An 18,210-nucleotide genomic window follows, 5' to 3' on the forward strand; every position below is an offset into this window, starting at 1 on the left:
TTAATCTACTTATATTCAATCTTTTAATGATCTACCATGAAAACTGCATCTGTTAAAGAACCCTCTGTTATTTCGGTAAGTGAAACTGACAAACCATCAATTGGTGAAGGTGATGTTTTAGTTCAGATGAATGCTTGTGGAATATGTGGTTCTGATTTAGAAAAAGTTTTTGGACAATATGGACAACCCTCTATGCGTTTAGGTCATGAGCCATCAGGAATCATTTTGGATGTTGGCTCTGGTGTTTCTGAATTTAAAAAAGGAGATCGTGTTTTTACCCATCATCATGTTCCTTGCTATGATTGCCATTTATGCAATCATGGAAATGAAACCATGTGTTCAAAATACTATGAAACAAATCTATCTCCCTGTGGTTTATCCGAAGAATATGTGGTACCTGCATGGAATGTGTCTCATGGTGGAATTTTGAAAATCTCTGATTCGTTAAGTTTTGAAGAAGCCGCAATGATTGAACCCTTAGCATGTTGTGTTAGGGCATGGACAAAATTTCGTTTTCATGAAGGCGACTCTGTAGCAATTTTTGGAATAGGGCCTACTGGTATGATGCATGTAATGCTTGCACATGAAAAAAAATCCTCCAAAATTTTCTGCTTTGACGTGAATGATTTTAGATTAAACTTTGCCAAAAAATTCAATATTACTAATTCAATAAATTCTATGGATAAAAATCGAAAGCAAAAAATTTTGGATGATACTGAGGGTAGAGGTGTAGATGTGGCAATTGTATCTACTAGTAGTCTTAAGGCATTAGAAGACGCAATAGATATGGTTAGAAAAGGGGGATATGTTATGATGTTTGGAGTTCCATCAAAAGGTGCACAGTTAAATTTGGATATGAGTAAAATTTACTCCAAAGAAATAACTCTAGTAACAAGTTATGCTGCTTCAGATAAGGATACCAAAGAAGCACTTGATTTAATTGAATCCTCAAAAATTGATGTTAAGCAACTCATCACACATACTTATTCTATTGATGATTCTCAAAAGGCATTTGATCATGCACGTTCCGGTAATGATGCTATGAAAATAATTATTACTAAATAAGAAAGGCTTAAGAAAGGCATTTCGATTATTTCAAATTCGAAGAGAGATGGATTGGGGATTAAAAAACAGAATTTCTAGTATTATTAAACCACAAAATAATCGTGCATTGATGTTGGCAGTAGATCATGGGTACTTTCTTGGTCCTACTGAAAAATTAGAGAATCCAACAAAGGTAATTGCACCCCTTTTGAAACATTGTGACTCTTTAATGGTTACAAGAGGAGTTCAAAGGGCATGTGTATCTGCAACAACTGATACTCCTATGGTACTGAGAGTATCTGGTGGTTCAAGCATAATTGGAGAAGACCTTTCTCAAGAAGACATTACTGTATCCATTGAAGATGCAATTCGATTAAATGCAAGTGCTCTTGCAATGTCTATTTTTGTTGGTTCAAAATATGAATATCAAACCATTGCTAATCTTGGAAAATTAGTTGGGGAGGCTCAAAAATATGGTTTACCCGTTTTAGCAGTAACTGCTGTTGGAAAAGAACTTGGTAAAGATGCTAGATACCTTTCATTGGCATGTAGGGTTGCAGCTGAACAAGGAGCACATATTGTAAAAACTTACTATTGTGATAATTTTGAAAAAGTTGTTCAATCATGTCCTGTACCAATTATTGTAGCAGGTGGGAAAAAAATCCCTGAACGTGATGCATTGCAACTAACATACAATGCCATTAAAGGTGGTGCCGTTGGTGTTGATATGGGCAGAAACATCTGGCAATCAGAACATCCAGTATCAATGATTAAAGCAGTTAGAGCAATAGTACATGGAAATCAAAATGTTGATCAAGCTTTTAAACTCTATAAAAAATTAGTAAGTGAAGAACCTAAAAAGAAAACTAATCAAAAGAAATCCAACTCACCAAAGAAACCATTCAACCCAAATCAAAAGAAATCCAACTCACCAAAGAAACCATTCAACCCAAATCAAAAGAAATCCAACTCACCAAAGAAACCATTCAACCCAAATCAAAAAAAATCAAATAATTCTAACTCTTCTAAAAAATAATCTATTAGTCAATTTTTGAGAGATGAATGTGTGCAATTTTCCATGTGGGTTGCTTCACTAGCACAAACGTTGCACGTCCATTAATTGTCATGTGTTCACCTGTGAATGCTTTGTTATCTACTAGCATTCCTTTTTGAATCAATTCCATTGCTACAACAGCCGTATCTCCAAAGATGCTGATTTTTGGATTTTTTATCTCATAAGAGTAATCTGAAATACTAACAAATCTTAATTCCTCAAGCTCAATTGTAGTTTGATAGTCTTTAAGATCATAGGGCGGTAAATCGCTGAAACTAGAAAATTTTGCATCATTTAGATGGATATCTTTTAAAATTGCCAGATCTTTTGAAATCCCTGCTTGAAATAATGTCTCAATAATTTTTATTATATCTTCATTATCTGACAAAACAACCAATCTTGAATGTATGAAATATCAGTTTAAGTCTTCTGTGCAATTACACATGAAAATCTGATTATTTTTCAGAGAATCTTTATTAATTATCAATTGATTGATTTTATGATTTCAATGAGTACAAAATTAACAGGAACATTTGACAAAAAACTGTCTGTTGTTTTTCTATTGTAAATCGTACTCAAAATTTACTAGGTTAAAATTATGGCGAGTGATTTAATGAATAAAATGGAAAGCATGAGTGGTGCAAAAGCCTTGATGAAGGCTATGGAAAAAGAAGGCGTCAAACAAGTCTTTGGATTGCCTGGAGGTGCTAATCTTCCAATGTATGATGAATTTTCAAGATGTGATATTAGACATATTTTGGTAAGACATGAACAATCAGCAGCTCACATGGCTGATGGTTTTGGTCGAGTTAGTAGAAAGCCTGGGGTCTGTTTTGCAACATCTGGACCTGGAGCAACTAATATTCTAACTGGAATTGCAACAGCTCAGGCAGATTCTGCACCAATGGTTGCCGTAACTGGTCAAGTACCAGTAGCCATGATTGGACGTGATGCATTTCAAGAAAGTGATATTATTGGAATGGCAAATCCTGTTGTAAAATATGCATTTCAACCAAGAACTGCTGCAGAAATTCCTGAGACTGTAAAAAAAGGATTTTTCATTGCAGAAACTGGAAGACCTGGACCTGTACTTATTGATATTCCAAAGGATGTTCAAACTAATGAGTCTGAGATGATATTCCCTGATGAATTTAAAATTCAAGGATACCATCCTTGGGCTGATCCTGATATTGTAAATGTTGAAAAAGCAATTGACATGTTACTCCATTCAGAAAAACCAATCATCTTAGCTGGTGGTGGAACAATAATCTCATCTGCGTTTGCTGAATTGCAAGCTATTGCAGAAGCTCTTATGTTACCTGTAGTTACAACATTCAAAGGTAAAGGGGCATTTCCTGAAAATCATCCGTTATCATTAGGACCAATTGGAATGCATGGTCATGCTGAGGCCAATAAAATGATGGCAGAAGCTGATTGTGTATTGGCAATTGGGACTAGATTTTCCGATAGATCCGTTGGAACCTTTGAAGCGTTTGAAAAGAGATTAAAAATTATTCATATGGATGTCGACCCTGCAGAAATTGGAAAGAACCAAACAACTCAAGTTGCAGTAGTGGGAGATGTTCGTGCATCTCTTAGAATTATGGTGAAATTACTTTTACAAAAACAAATTAAAAAAACTGAAGAAAATACTTGGATAAAACACGTTAAAGAAACAAAAGATTACTGGAAAGAAAATTTGAAACTTCATCCAGGTGAAATGGGTGCAGCTAAACTTTTACGAAAACTAAGGGAACTGTTGCCTAAAGAATCCGTTGTAACCACTGAAGTTGGACAACATCAAATGTGGGCATCATTATTTTATGACGTAATTCAACCTGGAACTTTTTTTAGTTCTACTGGACTTGGTACTATGGGTTGGGGATTCCCTGCAGCAATTGGAGCAAAAGTTGCAAAACCTGATGTTCCTGTAGTTGACATTGCAGGTGATGGTAGTTTCAGTATGACTGAAAACTCTCTTGCAACTGCAGTGTTAGAAGATATACCTGTGATTGTATTTCTCTTAAACAATTCCTCATTGGGAATGGTTGCCCAATGGCAAAGAACATTCTATGGTAGAAGAATGAATGGTGTTGAGCAGAATCATTGTCCAGATTATGTTAAATTAGCAGAATCTTATGGTGCTCAAGGAATACGTGCACAATCAATAGATGAACTTGACAAAGCAATCAAAACTGCACTTAGCAGTGATGTTGCAACAGTAATTGACATTCCAATTGATCCTGAAGAAGACGTATTGCCATTTGTTGCTCCTGGAACTTCGCTTTCGGATATGATTTTACCTTCATAGTGATTTATCATGTGGGCAATTCTTTCTATTTTAGTTGAAAACAAACCTGGAATCTTGTTTAAGATAACTCATCTTTTCCGATCTAGGAATTTCAATATTGATAGTATCTCTGTAGGTGTTACTGAGAATCCTGATTACTCAAAGATGACTATAACCACTTATGGTGATGAAAAGCAAGTAGAGCAAATTGTAAAGCAATTGGACAAAATGATTGACACAGTTAAAGTTGAACATTTGGATGAGCACAAAACAGTATATCGAGAACTTAGTCTTTTTAAGATTAAACTGAGTAATGCTAATGATAGTATGGAAATTAACAAACTAGCAAATGCATATGGCGGTAAAGTTCATGATGTGAAAAAGGAATCAATTATGGTAGAATTAACTGCCACTCCTGATCAAATTCAGGCATTTGAGGAATTAGCAAAACCATTTGGCATTATTGATGTAGCTCGAACTGGAGTTGCTGCTTTGCAAAGGAGCGGAGCTTGAACGTAAGAATTTTTGATACCACTTTAAGAGATGGAGAACAAACCATTGGTGTATCATTATCGCCAGATCAAAAATTAGCAATAGCAAAAAAACTTGATGAATTAGGTGTTGATGCAATCGAAGCTGGCTTTCCAGTTATTTCAGAAGGTGAATTAAAAGCAGTCAAGATGATTACTAGTGAAGGGCTATCTTGTGAAATTGCAGGATTGACAAGAACAATTAAAAAAGATATTGATGCTGCCGTTGATGCTGGATTGAATTACATTCACACATTCATTGCAACATCTGACATTCATTTAGAACATAAACTCAAAATGACACGAGACCAGGCACTTGAAAAAGCAATTGAATCTGTAGAGTATGGAAAGTCTCGTGGTCTTCAAGTAGAGTTTTCAGCTGAAGATGCATCTAGAACAGAAAGAGAGTTTTTAAAAAAAGTATTTGGTGAAGTAGCAAGGGCAGGTGCAGACAGAGTTAACATACCTGATACTGTAGGGTACTCTACACCTGAATACATGGCAGAAATTACTAGGGATGCAGTAGAGGCCACAAAACTTCCAGTAAGTGTTCATTGTCATAATGATTTTGGATTAGCTGTTGCAAACTCCTTGGCTGGAATTCATGCAGGAGCTTCATGTGCACATGTTACAATTAATGGAATTGGTGAACGTGCCGGAAATGCATCTTTAGAAGAACTTTCCATGGCATTGAAATGTTTGCCCTATGATCAAAAATATGAAACTAATATTAAATCTGAATTAATTTATGAAACATCGAGATTTATCTCAAAGACTGTGGGAATCATAGTTCAGCCAAATAAGGCAATTGTTGGGGCAAATGCATTTGGTCATGAATCAGGAATTCATACCCATGGTGTTTTGAGTAATCCTCTCACATACGAGCCTATTAGTCCTGAATTAGTTGGACGAAAAAGATGGCTTCAAGTTGGGAAACATGCAGGAGTTCATGGAATGAATGCCATGCTTGCAGAGTATGGCGTTAAACCAACCGAAGAACAATCCAAACAAATCTTAGATAAAGTCAAAATCTTAGGTGATCAAGGAAAACAAATTACTGATGTTGAATTGCTATCTATGGCAAGTGAGGTTTTAGGTGAAAAAGATCTCAAACGAATTGTTCAATTAAGTGGATTTTCAGTATCTACAGGTATTGGGACAATGCCTTATGCATTTGTAAAATTAAACATTGATGGTCAGGATCATATTGGAACTGATTATGGGGTGGGCCCAGTAGATGCTGCCCTTAATGCTATTCAAAAGATTACTGGAAAGATTTCGGAGATTAGAATCAAAGATTATGGTTTAGCTTCTATTTCTGGCGGTTCTTCTGCGTTATGTGAGGTAACAGTAAAAGTTGAAGATGCCCTCGGGAACAAAGTATCTGCAAAATCAGTAGGTGAGGATATTGTTACTACTTCTGTTAAGGCAGTTATTGATGCTATTAATAGAATAATGCTCAAAAAGATGCTTCAAGAAAAGCAAGTCAACTAAATCCTAAAATTCCCTTCTTTTCATGAAAAATTATGTATAAAATTTCATTAATTACTGGCGATGGTATTGGTCCTGAGTTATCTGAATCTGCAGTATCTGTATTAAATACAATTAATGATAAATTTGATTTAAAATTTGAAATTACTAAATTATCTGCAGGGGACAAGGCACTTTCTGAAACTGGCAAAGCATTACCTGATGAAACAATTAATGCCATTAAACAATCAGATGTATGCCTCAAAGCGCCTGTTGGTGAAAGTGCAGCTGATGTTATTGTGGTATTAAGACGAATGCTTGATCTTTATGCAAATATACGCCCTGCAAAATCATATCCACACATGCCTGCATTACGTGATGATATTGATATGGTGATAGTTCGGGAAAACACTGAGGATCTTTATACTGGTAAAGAATTCAGTGTAGGAAATTCTGCAGTTGCATTGAGAATAATTTCAGAGGATGCATCAAAACGAATTGCAAAATATGCTTTTGAAACTGCAACACAACGCGACTCTATGAAAAAAGTAACCTGTGTTCATAAATCCAATGTCATGAGAGTAACTGATGGATTATTTGCAAAAGCATGCACAGAAATATCTAAAGATTACCCTGAAATTTTATTTGAAGAAATGTATGTCGATGCATGCGCTATGAATTTGATTCGTCAACCCGAAAAATTTGATGTGATAGTTACTACCAATCTATTTGGAGATATTTTATCTGATGAATCCTCTCAGGTAGTAGGGGGATTGGGGATGGCCCCAACTGCAAACATTGGTGATAATTTTGCTTTGTTTGAACCTGTTCACGGAGCTGCATTTGACATTGCAGGAAAAAATATCGCAAATCCTTCATCTTTTCTGTTATCCATTAAGATGATGTTTGATTGGTTAGGTAACAAACACAATGATTCCAAATGTATTCAAGTTGGAGAAAAATTAGAATCAACAATTTTTGATTTAGTAAAATCTGGTGTGAAAACTAAAGATATTGGTGGCGAAATGTCAACTTCAGAATTTACTAGTGCAATAATTCATAAATTATGATTATGTATAATCAATCTTTTCGCTTCTTCACATCTGACTTTGGTGGATTTAAAGACCAGAAAAATAATGCAAATCCTATTGGAATCATAATTAGTAAAGCTGCAACAAGTGAAATTGTATAAAATGTTGGATCCAATCCTGGTATTAATGGTCCTGGAAACACTGCGTACAACCACAAAATTCCAATAAATACTAAAACAATTTTATTTTTTTTGATTACTTCTTTCCATCCAAGACGGCGTTTCTGAATGTAGCAGTCCTTGCAACGTGTTCTATCATCTACCATACATGATGTGCAACAAGTTTTCTCACAAAAATAACATATTCTATCCCCAAACACTGATCCACAATAATCACACTTGTGCACTAATTAGGATCCATTCCTTTGAATTTATCTCTTTTTCAAAAATTACCAATTTTTATTAGTCCGATTTTTTTCTATATCATAAATGGCAAAGTGCTGTATCTGTAAATTAGTTGACGGAACTCTAAAAATTACTGATGGTAATCCAAAATACAAGGGAAAACCAATCTGCAAGGAATGCCAAGGTTACAGAAAACTTCTAAAAGAAACCAAATAGTCTATTCTGATTTAGGTTTATTTTTCTCAGCCCATTTCTCATACATTGATATCAACTCATCAACATCTTTACCTTCTTCAGAATATGTCACAATTACTCCAAATGTTCCTTTTGTGTCATGCCCTCTTGCAAAATATCCCCAAAAAGAATCAGGAAGCTTGGCAAAATTGTTTGAATCATGTGAGACTCCTATCAAATTATTTCCAATCACTTCGACTACTTTTTTCGCATCTTGAGACTCAATCATGGATTCTCATGGTTTCAATACAATAAAAATCTGAATAAATTATGGGCTTAGTCTGTCTGGATCCCTGGGATACAAAACAACTTCACGCACATTATCAATTCCAATCAATGTGGTCATCAATCTATCTAGCCCCATACCCCAACCAGAATGTGGTGGCATTCCCCAATCAAATGTTTTTAGATGATCTTGGAATTGTGAAGGATCCAAATCTTGTTCTTTGAGTCTTGCCTTTAACATCTCTGGATTATGTAATCTAGTTCCTCCAGAAGACAATTCTAGATATCCGAATTGCAAGTCAAATGAGCGTGATAATGTTGCATCTTCGTCTTTTTCTCTAATGTAAAATGGTTTTAGTTTCATTGGCCAGTCAGTCAAGAAGAAAAAACCTGGATGATTATCTCCAATTATTCTAAGGTGTGAATCAAGCAAGTCATCACCAAATTCTATTTTTTCACCTGCTTTTTGTAATTCCTCAACACATTGAGAATATGTAATTCTTTCAAATGGTGATTTTGGAATCTCAATTGTATGCCCAATTGTTTCTTGCTCTTTTTTACAATTCTCTGATGTGTACTTGTAGACTTCCATTACCAGGGATTCTAATACATCCATTACATCATTATAGTCCATAAATGCTGCTTCAATGTCGATACTGGTGAATTCTGAGAGATGTCTTCCAGTATGGGAGTTTTCTGCACGATAAAAATTTGATATTTCAAAGACTCGCTCTAGTCCAAGTGTCATTTGCTCTTTGTATAATTGTGGACTCTGAGCCAAATAGGCAGTCTTCCCAAAATACTCCAAGGAAAATAAATTGGCTCCTCCCTCACTTGCACTACCAATAATTTTTGGAGTTGTAATCTCTATGAATCTCTTTTCAGTTAATGTTTTTCGCAGTGATTGTAACACATGATGTCGAAGCTTGAAAATTGAAGCTGTTTTCTGATTTCTCATATCTAGTGCTCTGTGGTTCAATCTTGTATCGATGTTACTTTCTACTCTCCCAATAGGATCTACTGGTAATGGATGGATTGCCTTGCCTAATACCTCAATCTCATCAGCTTTAATTTCAAATGCAAAGTCCCTAGCTTTAGTTTCTTGTACAGTACCTTTTACAGAAACAACACTCTGACGATTAATCTCTCCTAGATTTTCATTTAATTCCCCTTTTACAATTACTTGAGATATTCCTGTAACATCGCGTAAAGTAATAAATGACATTTTGCCTAGTTTTCTAAAATCTTCAACCCATCCCCCAAGAACCACTTGTGATCCGATTAACTGCTCAGTTAACTCATCAATATCGTGCGTTTTAACAAAAACCATGCCTATCTTTTATCCTCAAATTCTATCTCAATGTCAAGGTTTCGGGCATTTCTTACAATCTGTACAACTTTTTCAGTATCTATTGGAAATTTTGGAGTCCATTTGCCTGATACAACAGCCTTGGTTTTTTGAACTCCTCCTGGAGCCCACACTGCATTAATTGATAGGATTTTGGTTGGAAAAAACAAATCTTCTATGAATCTATTATCGTTTTCATCTGCTTCTACTAGCCAAATTTTTCCTTTGAATTGCTCCTGAAGTAATCTGTAAAGTGTCCTACTTTGTCTAATTATCATGATGTCATTTTTTGCTAGTGACAAGACAAAATTTCCATCAAATTCCTTGCATGAATAAAGCGTAAAATTCTCAATCATCTTGTTTGTTTTTGCAGTTTTTGCAAGGATGATTGATGCATCTACATCTGCTTTTGTTATCTCGCCTGATTCTACTTTACTCTCGCATTTTGGGCAGAGAACTGCGTTTTTTGCATCAAAACCACAAATTGGAAGTAACATTTGAATCGACTTTTTTCATTTCAATAATGTTGTTTATATCCCTTAGTGCAAAACAGAAATTCTAGTTTGGATCAAATAGAGGTATGGTTTTTTTAGACATTACTGGACTATCTGTAAAATATTCCTCATCATCAGGACCAGTTTATGCAGTTGATGATGTTGATATTGATCTAGAAGATGGTCAATCTATAGGAATAGCAGGCGAGAGTGCATGTGGGAAAAGTACACTGGGCTTATCAATCATTAGAATGCTTTCTGGAGGAATTGTTCAGGGTAAAATTCTCTTTGAAGGTGACTCTCTTTTGGATTTGAGTGAATCTGATTTTAATTCAAACTATAGGTGGAAAAAAATCTCCATGATCTTTCAAGGTGCAATGAATGCTTTAGATCCTGTCTTTACAATAAAGGATCAGTTTCTTGAAATCTTAAATCAACATGATTTTGAGGGAAATTATGACCAATTGATTTTGGATGCAATGAATTCAGTTAGTTTGGATGAGAATGTTTTGAAAAAATATCCTCATGAATTAAGCGGGGGAATGAAGCAGCGGGTTGTCATTGCTATGGCATTATTGTTAAAACCAAAATTTGTCATTGCAGATGAGCCTACAACCGCACTTGATGTATTAATTCAGGCTCAAATCATCAATTTACTGAAAACTCTCAAAAAAGGTGGAATGTCCTTTTTACTAATTACTCATGATTTAGCAGTATTGTCTGAAATTGCAGACAAGATTGGAATAATGTATGGGGGACAAATTGTTGAATTTGGTACTTCTGAAGAAATCTACAAAAACCCAAAACACCCTTACACTAAAGGTTTGTTAGAATCAATTCCTAGATTACATGGAACTACTCCGAAATACATCAAGGGAACCCCTCCAAGTTTACTTGATGCCCCAACTGAGTGCCGATTTTTAGAGAGATGCCCACTTGCAATTGAAAAATGTAAAGAACTTCCACCCAAAATTAAAACAAAAACTGGATATGTTCGATGCTGGTTATATCAAGAAGAATGAAATTTTATTTTGAATTTAGATATTCATTGTCAATTTTTTTCAAATAAATTTCCTGAATTTCTGAAATTTCTCTCTGTGTTGTATTTTTTGAAATCATTTTAAGATAACTTATCAAGTCTTGGTCTTTTTGCATTTTTTCAAACTCTTCAATTTTTTTTAATGACTCTTGTTCAAATTTTAAAATATTTTGAATCTCTTTGCTTATTTCTAACGCTTTCATGTTGTCATAATTTTTGGATTTTGATTTTCTAAAACTGATTTCGTCAATTATTTTTTCAATTTCATCCATGCTGAGACATTTTTTAATATTTTGAGATTGTTTTTAAATTTTATTTCTGATTTTCTTTTTTGTGCTCTAAGACATGTTTTAAACCATCAGTCATACTAAGAGAATCCAAATCAATATCGCAATATGGACATTTCAAAATATTTCAAGCGTCTGAATATTTTTTAACAATAGGTAGACAAGAGTCAATAATTCGTAAAACTTCGGATCTGATTACTTTTTTATCAATTGATATCCAAACTCTGATTTTTTTAATTGCAAATGAAATTGTCTGAACCTTTTTTCTTTCTTCCCATGAAAATTCAATCTCTCCCAAGTTTTTATCAAAAAATCCTTCAAGATCTGTTTTCATGGCAATATGTGAGAACTGATATTTTGTATTTTTTTCATCCAACAACGGAATCAAATCCTGTCTTCTTTTGTAAGCCAATAATTCACCACTCTCGCCAATTACGCCTACAAATCTGATGTATGGGCTTATTGTGGCAATAACGTCACTAATTGACTCACAGTCTTTTTTTAACATTTTATTGAACTTTGAAAAGATGTTATTTTAATGATTGTTGTGAGTGATTCTTCTAGTTTTAATTAAATAAAGCCCAAAAACAGATTGATTTGTGGATTTTGTTGATCTATTTCCATTTGCTCCGGAAGTAGGTTATCTGAGTTTATCTCTTGTTAATTTCTTCGGTTCGCTTGTTCCATTTGTTCCTCTACCTGGATTTTTACTATTGGCTACTATGGCAGTAGGTGATCAATTTGATTTACACATTCTAGCAATACTTTCTGCAGTTACAGCAACTATTGCAAAACAAATAATCTTCTATGTCAGTTATGGCGGACGAAAAATTATCAATGAAAAGACTAGAAAAAGAATGCGCCCCTTTGAAAGATTAGTAAAGCGGTATGGTGCAGGAGCTGCATTTTTTGCTGCAGCAACTCCTATTCCTGATGATCTAGTGTATGTGCCATTGGGGTTGGCAAAGTATAATCCAAAGCGATTCTTTGTTGCAACGCTTACTGGAAAAATCGTTCTTAGCTATTCTATTGTTTTTATTTCACATTATCTTGGTTTGTCCTTGGTGGAGCCATTCCTTGAGAATATAGATGATGCAACTCCCATTTACATAGGGATTATCATTTTTGGTGCCATGATGACTGCCGTAATTGTTTTGCTTTTAAGATTAGATTGGGCAAGAATTCTAGGAAAATTTGCTCCGTGGACATTAGATGAAAATAATAAAGATTAAAATTTTTAAAAAACTATTTTAAAATTCCATAACTTGTCTGTTGCTTTTTTAATTCCTATTCTTGGTGATTCAAAAATTTTTTCTATTTTAATCCCATCTTCAATGTAAAGTTTTGAATCGTTAGTCAAGTCTATACCATAATGTTCTTTTGTTATCCCTAAAGCTTGCGTTAATTTTGCTGGTCCATTTGTTAGGTTCTTCAAGTCTGCAATGCCTCTGTTTTTTTGCATTTTTTTTATTCCTTTTTCAGGCTCAATTGCACGAATTAAAACCGCACCAGCCTTTATCTTTGCCTGTTTTGCAACTACATTAAAGCAATAATGCATTCCATATGTAAAATACACATATGCATGTCCTACTTCTTCAAACATTACTTTGTTTCTCTCTGTCTTCTTGTTAAATGCATGACTGGCAGGATCGTCTGAATGTCTGTATGCCTCTGTTTCAGTAATGATTCCTGATATGATTGAGCCTTTAGTTTTTCTAACTATTCTTTTTCCTAAAATATTTCTTGCAACAGTTACCGTGTCTTTGTTATAAAAATCTCTAGGGAGCATATTCTATATCTACTGTAATATTTTTTCCATTTTTTAACTCTCTTATGTTATCAAACAATTTTGAAATGTCTTTTTTTAAAACATCAATTAGTTGTTGATTGTAGATTGTTGCTGCAGGATGAATGGTAAGAAAATATAGTTGGTTGTCTTTTCTTACAATCTTTCCTCTGAATTTTGTTATTTCAGATCCTCCTAAAATGGAATTAAAAGCTGTATTTCCTAAGATACAAATTATTTTTGGTTTGATAATTGAAATTTCTTGTTTCAAATATTCTTGGCAAGTACTCCTTTCATCTGTATTTGGAACTCTGTTTTTAGGGGGTCTGCACTTTACAACGTTTGTAATGTATATTGATTCTCTTGAAATCCCTGCTTCGTCAAGTGCAATTGATAATTTTTTTCCTGCTACTCCTACAAATGGCTCTCCGTTTTTATCTTCATTTCTTCCTGGTGCTTCTCCTACAAAAATTACATCTGATTGAAAATTCCCTTTACCTGGAACTGAATTGGTTCTAGTTTTACATAGATCACACTTTGTGCAATTTATGACATTTTGTTTTATTTCTTCTAATTTTTGCTTCATTCTAGTTTACACTCTTTACCGTGGCATTTCCACGAATTGTTGGTCCGCCATTTCCCATAATCATCGATTGCATTGGATCTCCCTTACCGCAATTAGTTATTGGTCTAACTGTAAAGTCATTTCCACATGCATCAATTGACTCAAAAAATTCTGGTGCTGTACCCATTACAATGACATCTCTTAGCAAATCTGTAATTTCACCATCTTCAATTTTTTGTGCGTACTGACATGAAATACTCCAATTATATCGTTTCATATCTATTGATGGGATCTTCATATTTGAAATTAGATATCCGTTTTTGACTTCTTTAATAATCTCATCTGGTTTTCTGTCCCCGTTCCCTATACATGTGCAAGCCATGCGTATCAACGGCATGAATCTATAATTGGTAGCTCTCATATTTCCAGTGGGTACTGTGTTGAAAATTTTTGCAGTCTCTCTATTTTGCATATGATTAATTAGAATTCCATTTTCTACCAATTTGGTTTTCTTTGTTTCAACTCCTTCATCATCAAAATAATACCATCCTAGACTCTCTTTGATGGTTGGATCATCAAAAACATTTAGATTATCAGAGCCTATCTTCTTTCCAATTTCTCCTTTCCACCACGAACCCCCAGCCCATGCCATCTCTTTTCCTAGTACTCTATCTGCTTCTGAGGGATGACCTAGTATTTCATGTGTGAGCAGAGATACAAAATCTGGATTCATAACCACTGTTCCCATTTCTTCTTTTGCAGATTTGGCAAAAATTAATTCTGATGCTTTTTGAGCAATCTCTTTTGATTTTAGCTGAATTTTATCTTCATTTGTAATTTGTTCTAAACCACCTCTTCCTCCTTCTGTGACGTTTATTGCTTGTGTAATTCCTGCTTCGTGTGCTATTGCAATCATATCTGTAACAACATCTGTAAAATTCTGTTCAATTTTACTTCCTTCGCTATTTGCAAAATATTTTGAGTTAGTTGTATACCATGGACTGATTACTGACTTGATGATTCGTGGTGTTTCTAAAATAATTTTACTGCATTCTAATCCAACTGAAATCAATTCATCAATTGATGGTTTTTTTATTACTGGATAATTGATTTTGATATTTTTTGTTTCACAAGAATATTGATCAACTGTCTTTTTATTTTGTGTGGTATGTGATGAGTTTTTTATAGCACCGTTGATTTTTTCCTTAATTTGATCAAATGACTTTGGATTTGTTATTGAGCAAAAACCCCATACTCCTTCTTTGATTAATCTTATCCCTAAACCTGAGTCAGACAAAGTTCTAACATTTTCAATCTCTTTATTTTCAATATGGGCTGATTTCTTTTCTTGCTCTTCAGCCCTGATATCGCAATATTGTGCCCCCGAATCCATCGCATGCTTTATTCCTCTATCTGCTAACTCTTGGAGTGCTGTATCCATAATTACTTGGATTTTGAATGCCTCGTAAATCTTGTGCTAATCAGTGATTTGAAATTGCAGGCATGGTAAAATAATACTCGTCTTCAAATTCATAGTCTACTTCACCTTTTTTGCGTAAAAATTCAAAATATTCGGTACAATTTTTATAAAATTCATCATTTTGGTTGTGATGCATGATTAGTTTTTCTAAATGTACTTTTTTTAAAGAGAGTGAGAAATTTTAACTCATACCGTTTATTTTCTTTAAGTGTTATTGATTGCTGATTTTTTTTGATTATTGGATTTTGGAAGTGTAAATGAAAATTCAGCACCCTTGTTTATCTCACTTTGGACTGAGATCTTACCAAAGTGGTTATCAATAATTCCCTTACATATAGCCAATCCTAATCCACTGCCTCCCCTTTCTCTTGTGAGTGTTGCATCCACTTGGTAGAACTTTTTAAAAAGTTCTTTTTGATGATTTTTTGGAATTCCAACTCCGTTGTCTTTAACAGTTATTTTTATTTCCCTTGGAAGGTCTTCCATGCTTACATGTATTTTTCCTATTTTCGGTTCTACTGCAGTCAAACTATTTTTGATTAAATTTGTAACAACCTGAGCAATTCTTTCTGAGTCATGCTCAATTTCTAAATCAAATAAATTCGAAGTTAACTCAACATTGCTTTTTTGTGATTCAGGCAATAATGATGTGATAGCTTTGTTGACTGTGTCTTTAATGTTCTTGATCTCTTTTTTCATTCTTAACTGACCTAAATCTAATTTTTGTGCATCAAGTAAATCTGAAATAATTCCTAACAGCGTTTCTGAACTTGATTTGATAATCTCTATTCGTTCTTTTTGTTTGTCTGTTAATTTTCCCAAATGTTCTCCAAGTAAAATGTCAGAGTACCCTTGAATTGGAACTAATGGTGTTTTGAGTTCATGTGTAATCATTGCTAAAAATTCGTCTTTTGCAATGTCTGTTTTTTTTGCTTGCTCTTCTTTTTCTTTAATCGTATTGGACATTATGTTGAAATTATTCACTAACTGTCCTACTTCATCTGTACCTGAATACGCAATTTTTTCACCATACACTCCTTCTTTGACTTTGGATAATGCCTTGCTGATTACTTCAAGTGGTAAAAGTGATTTCCTAATAACTGCTAGAACTAAAATGAATACTGCAATATCTACAATTAATAAAATCTGAATGATGATTTGCCCTTCTGAACCTTCTTTTGTTATTTCATTGTTCCAAGAATTAATTAATTGATCAATATCATCAAACAAAATAAACTTCTGTTCATTCATTTTGTTTTTCGCTAGATTAAATTCAGGAGATAAAAGTGCCCTTTCTTCAAGTATGTTTATTCGTAGCTGGATTGCTTCCCAAAGAGGATCTATTTTTCTTAATGATTCCGAGTTTTCTCTTGGAATTGGTTCAATTTCTTCATGAGTTTGTTCTACACTTTCTACATCCAAATCCTCTGTTGAAATTTGTAATAATTTTCTAATTCCAATTTCAAATCTTAGGTTTTTCTCTTTGAGTTCCTCCTGGGAATTCTCTCCCTCTCCTATTGAAATTAACAAACTTTGTTGCCCTATCACTTTGGCACATTCTGCCAAGTCTTTTGCAATTTCTTTATGTATGTTGAAGTTTCTATCCAAACTTTCTAAATCCCTTTCTAGTTCTGCTGTAAGTAATACTAGATCTTGATTTTTTTGTAATACATAATTCATTGCATTTGTTGCTTCTGGATCAAAAACCGAAGTATTTTCTACATCAAAGGAATTTGATTTGAAATTTTCCCAAGATGATAAAATTTTGTTATACTCTAAGTACAATCCTTCAGGAATCTTTGCAATGTCTTTCCCTTTTACAGTTCCACCATCTTTGATCTTCATTAACATTGATTGCACTTCTTCGACCTCTTTTTCTAATTCATCTCTATCTTCTAAATTTCCATTTGCTACTGATGTTGCAAGTGATGAAATTGATTCAGCTTTTACTTTGATATCTCCTATGCTAATAATAGAATATGATTGTGTTATTCCAGATTTCTCGTCCTGATACAATAGAAATAGATTAAAAACAGCTGCGACGATCAAAATAATTATCAAAAGATACGCTTTGCTAACTATTTTCACAATCCTGTTTTTCTTACAAAGAGTATAAAAACATCCAGATACATAATTTTACATCATGTCTGATGAATTCATCAAAATTGCCACTTCAGAAATTAATGAGGAGATATCTGCAATTTCTTCTGTCTTAAAATCTTGTAAGGGTGATGATGATGTTTATGGAAACTCTAAAGATCTGCAGAGTCATACTCATAAAATTAAGGGCTTAGCACCCATGATGGGTCAGGAAGAATTGGGTTCAATATGCTCTACTCTTGATGCAATACTAAAGCAAATCAATGATGGTAAAAAAATAGCAGAAATTTTTGATATTCTTAATGAAACACTTCCTCATATGGAAAACACTATGAGTTCCCCCGATTATGACATGCGCGGGATTTCTGAAAAAATTACAAATTTCTCCTCCTCCTTGAAATGATGGATATTTTTTATACTCAATCCATCACAGCATTGTATGGCAAAAATCCTAATTGCTGATGACTCTGACGCAATCCGTTTGGTTTTGCAAGATATTTTGTCAATTGGAGAACATGATGTGATTGGGGAATCTACAGACGGTGCAGAAGCTGTTGAATTTTACAAAAAACTCAACCCTGATTTAATTTTACTTGATTTGGCAATGCCTCAGAAAGATGGTCTTACAGTAACCAAAGAAATAATTGCATATGATCCAAATGCAAAAATTGTATTGATTACTGCTAGTGATGATCAAAAAGTGATTCAGAATTGTTTGGATGAGGGCGCATCATCTTATGTTTCAAAACCATTTGATTTTAATTCTGTTTTAGAAAACATTAAAGGAATTTTAGAAAGTAATTTAGGGAATAAACCGGAAACATAATTT

22 protein-coding genes are annotated in these 18,210 nt (G+C 34.0%); 11 read left to right on the forward strand and 11 right to left on the reverse strand.

Annotated elements, in window-relative coordinates; all coding sequences use genetic code 11:
* The first annotated feature begins 36 nt into the window (after positions 1 to 36).
* A complete protein-coding gene (locus C6990_RS02080; RefSeq protein ID WP_182128103.1) occupies positions 37 to 1,065 on the forward strand; it encodes a zinc-dependent dehydrogenase in 1,029 nt (342 codons plus the stop codon).
* Between the two features lie 34 nt (positions 1,066 to 1,099).
* Positions 1,100 to 2,080, forward strand: a complete 981-nt coding sequence (gene lsrF / locus C6990_RS02085; RefSeq protein ID WP_255465227.1) for a 3-hydroxy-5-phosphonooxypentane-2,4-dione thiolase — start codon at positions 1,100 to 1,102, stop codon at positions 2,078 to 2,080.
* Positions 2,081 to 2,084: 4 nt separating this feature from the next.
* On the opposite strand, the gene C6990_RS02090 is transcribed toward lsrF, so the two are convergent.
* On the reverse strand, positions 2,085 to 2,486 hold the full coding sequence (locus tag C6990_RS02090) for a YybH family protein (RefSeq protein ID WP_182128105.1): 402 nt from the start codon (positions 2,484 to 2,486) through the stop codon (positions 2,085 to 2,087).
* 225 nt (positions 2,487 to 2,711) lie between these two features.
* Here C6990_RS02090 and ilvB point away from each other — a divergent pair, with 225 nt between their 5' ends.
* The 4 genes from ilvB to C6990_RS02110 are packed head-to-tail and all read left to right on the forward strand — an operon-like array spanning position 2,712 to position 7,458.
* Positions 2,712 to 4,409 (forward strand): biosynthetic-type acetolactate synthase large subunit, encoded by a 1,698-nt coding sequence (ilvB, locus tag C6990_RS02095; protein WP_255465114.1) that lies wholly within the window; start codon positions 2,712 to 2,714, stop codon positions 4,407 to 4,409.
* 9 nt (positions 4,410 to 4,418) lie between these two features.
* Positions 4,419 to 4,901 (forward strand): acetolactate synthase small subunit, encoded by a 483-nt coding sequence (gene ilvN, locus C6990_RS02100; protein WP_182128107.1) that lies wholly within the window; start codon positions 4,419 to 4,421, stop codon positions 4,899 to 4,901.
* Positions 4,898 to 6,412 (forward strand): 2-isopropylmalate synthase, encoded by a 1,515-nt coding sequence (locus C6990_RS02105; RefSeq protein ID WP_182128108.1) that lies wholly within the window; start codon positions 4,898 to 4,900, stop codon positions 6,410 to 6,412. The genes ilvN and C6990_RS02105 overlap by 4 nt, the downstream gene beginning before the upstream one ends.
* Before the next feature lie 32 nt (positions 6,413 to 6,444).
* Complete coding sequence (locus C6990_RS02110; RefSeq protein ID WP_182128109.1) at positions 6,445 to 7,458, forward strand: isocitrate/isopropylmalate dehydrogenase family protein; 1,014 nt, start codon at positions 6,445 to 6,447, stop codon at positions 7,456 to 7,458.
* A gap of 10 nt (positions 7,459 to 7,468) precedes the next feature.
* On the opposite strand, the gene C6990_RS02115 is transcribed toward C6990_RS02110, so the two are convergent.
* Positions 7,469 to 7,744, reverse strand: coding sequence for a hypothetical protein (locus tag C6990_RS02115; RefSeq protein WP_182128110.1), 276 nt, complete (start codon positions 7,742 to 7,744; stop codon positions 7,469 to 7,471).
* A 163-nt stretch (positions 7,745 to 7,907) separates the two neighbouring features.
* Between C6990_RS02115 and C6990_RS10935 the strand changes: the two genes are divergently transcribed.
* Positions 7,908 to 8,039, forward strand: coding sequence for a hypothetical protein (locus C6990_RS10935; RefSeq protein WP_255465116.1), 132 nt, complete (start codon positions 7,908 to 7,910; stop codon positions 8,037 to 8,039).
* Between the two features lies 1 nt (position 8,040).
* On the opposite strand, the gene C6990_RS02120 is transcribed toward C6990_RS10935, so the two are convergent.
* The 3 genes from C6990_RS02120 to C6990_RS02130 are packed head-to-tail and all read right to left on the reverse strand — an operon-like array spanning position 8,041 to position 10,127.
* The gene (locus C6990_RS02120; RefSeq protein WP_182128111.1) at positions 8,041 to 8,286 is read right to left on the reverse strand and encodes a hypothetical protein; all 246 of its coding nucleotides are present in this window, start codon (positions 8,284 to 8,286) and stop codon (positions 8,041 to 8,043) included.
* 39 nt (positions 8,287 to 8,325) lie between these two features.
* Positions 8,326 to 9,612, reverse strand: coding sequence for an aspartate--tRNA(Asn) ligase (gene aspS, locus C6990_RS02125; RefSeq protein WP_182128112.1), 1,287 nt, complete (start codon positions 9,610 to 9,612; stop codon positions 8,326 to 8,328).
* A 2-nt stretch (positions 9,613 to 9,614) separates the two neighbouring features.
* On the reverse strand, positions 9,615 to 10,127 hold the full coding sequence (locus C6990_RS02130) for a transcription elongation factor NusA (RefSeq protein ID WP_182128113.1): 513 nt from the start codon (positions 10,125 to 10,127) through the stop codon (positions 9,615 to 9,617).
* 83 nt (positions 10,128 to 10,210) lie between these two features.
* On the opposite strand from C6990_RS02130, the gene C6990_RS02135 reads away from it, so the two are divergent.
* On the forward strand, positions 10,211 to 11,146 hold the full coding sequence (locus C6990_RS02135) for an ABC transporter ATP-binding protein (RefSeq protein WP_182128114.1): 936 nt from the start codon (positions 10,211 to 10,213) through the stop codon (positions 11,144 to 11,146).
* A 4-nt stretch (positions 11,147 to 11,150) separates the two neighbouring features.
* On the opposite strand, the gene C6990_RS02140 is transcribed toward C6990_RS02135, so the two are convergent.
* Positions 11,151 to 11,435: a hypothetical protein gene (locus C6990_RS02140; RefSeq protein WP_182128115.1), complete on the reverse strand. Its 285-nt coding sequence runs from the start codon at positions 11,433 to 11,435 to the stop codon at positions 11,151 to 11,153.
* 142 nt (positions 11,436 to 11,577) lie between these two features.
* Entirely contained in the window at positions 11,578 to 11,958 is a 381-nt protein-coding gene (locus C6990_RS02145; RefSeq protein ID WP_182128116.1) for a hypothetical protein, read from the reverse strand.
* 91 nt (positions 11,959 to 12,049) lie between these two features.
* On the opposite strand from C6990_RS02145, the gene C6990_RS02150 reads away from it, so the two are divergent.
* On the forward strand, positions 12,050 to 12,682 hold the full coding sequence (locus tag C6990_RS02150; RefSeq protein WP_182128117.1) for a VTT domain-containing protein: 633 nt from the start codon (positions 12,050 to 12,052) through the stop codon (positions 12,680 to 12,682).
* Between the two features lie 5 nt (positions 12,683 to 12,687).
* Here C6990_RS02150 and C6990_RS02155 read toward each other — a convergent pair whose 3' ends face one another.
* The 4 genes from C6990_RS02155 to C6990_RS02170 form a co-directional block, all read right to left on the reverse strand.
* Positions 12,688 to 13,239: a DNA-3-methyladenine glycosylase gene (locus C6990_RS02155; protein WP_182128118.1), complete on the reverse strand. Its 552-nt coding sequence runs from the start codon at positions 13,237 to 13,239 to the stop codon at positions 12,688 to 12,690.
* Positions 13,229 to 13,822 (reverse strand): uracil-DNA glycosylase, encoded by a 594-nt coding sequence (locus C6990_RS02160; protein ID WP_182128119.1) that lies wholly within the window; start codon positions 13,820 to 13,822, stop codon positions 13,229 to 13,231. The genes C6990_RS02155 and C6990_RS02160 overlap by 11 nt, the downstream gene beginning before the upstream one ends.
* 1 nt (position 13,823) lies before the next feature.
* A complete protein-coding gene (locus C6990_RS02165; RefSeq protein ID WP_182128120.1) occupies positions 13,824 to 15,242 on the reverse strand; it encodes a TldD/PmbA family protein in 1,419 nt (472 codons plus the stop codon).
* A gap of 243 nt (positions 15,243 to 15,485) precedes the next feature.
* Positions 15,486 to 17,369 (reverse strand): sensor histidine kinase, encoded by a 1,884-nt coding sequence (locus C6990_RS02170; protein ID WP_255465119.1) that lies wholly within the window; start codon positions 17,367 to 17,369, stop codon positions 15,486 to 15,488.
* A gap of 55 nt (positions 17,370 to 17,424) precedes the next feature.
* On the opposite strand from C6990_RS02170, the gene C6990_RS02175 reads away from it, so the two are divergent.
* Both C6990_RS02175 and C6990_RS02180 read left to right on the forward strand, forming a co-directional pair.
* Positions 17,425 to 17,784 (forward strand): Hpt domain-containing protein, encoded by a 360-nt coding sequence (locus C6990_RS02175; RefSeq protein WP_182128121.1) that lies wholly within the window; start codon positions 17,425 to 17,427, stop codon positions 17,782 to 17,784.
* Between the two features lie 36 nt (positions 17,785 to 17,820).
* On the forward strand, positions 17,821 to 18,207 hold the full coding sequence (locus tag C6990_RS02180; RefSeq protein ID WP_182128122.1) for a response regulator: 387 nt from the start codon (positions 17,821 to 17,823) through the stop codon (positions 18,205 to 18,207).
* The last annotated feature ends 3 nt before the right edge of the window (positions 18,208 to 18,210 follow it).

This window comes from Nitrosopumilus sp. b3, from assembly GCF_014078525.1.
GTDB lineage: Archaea > Thermoproteota > Nitrososphaeria > Nitrososphaerales > Nitrosopumilaceae > Nitrosopumilus.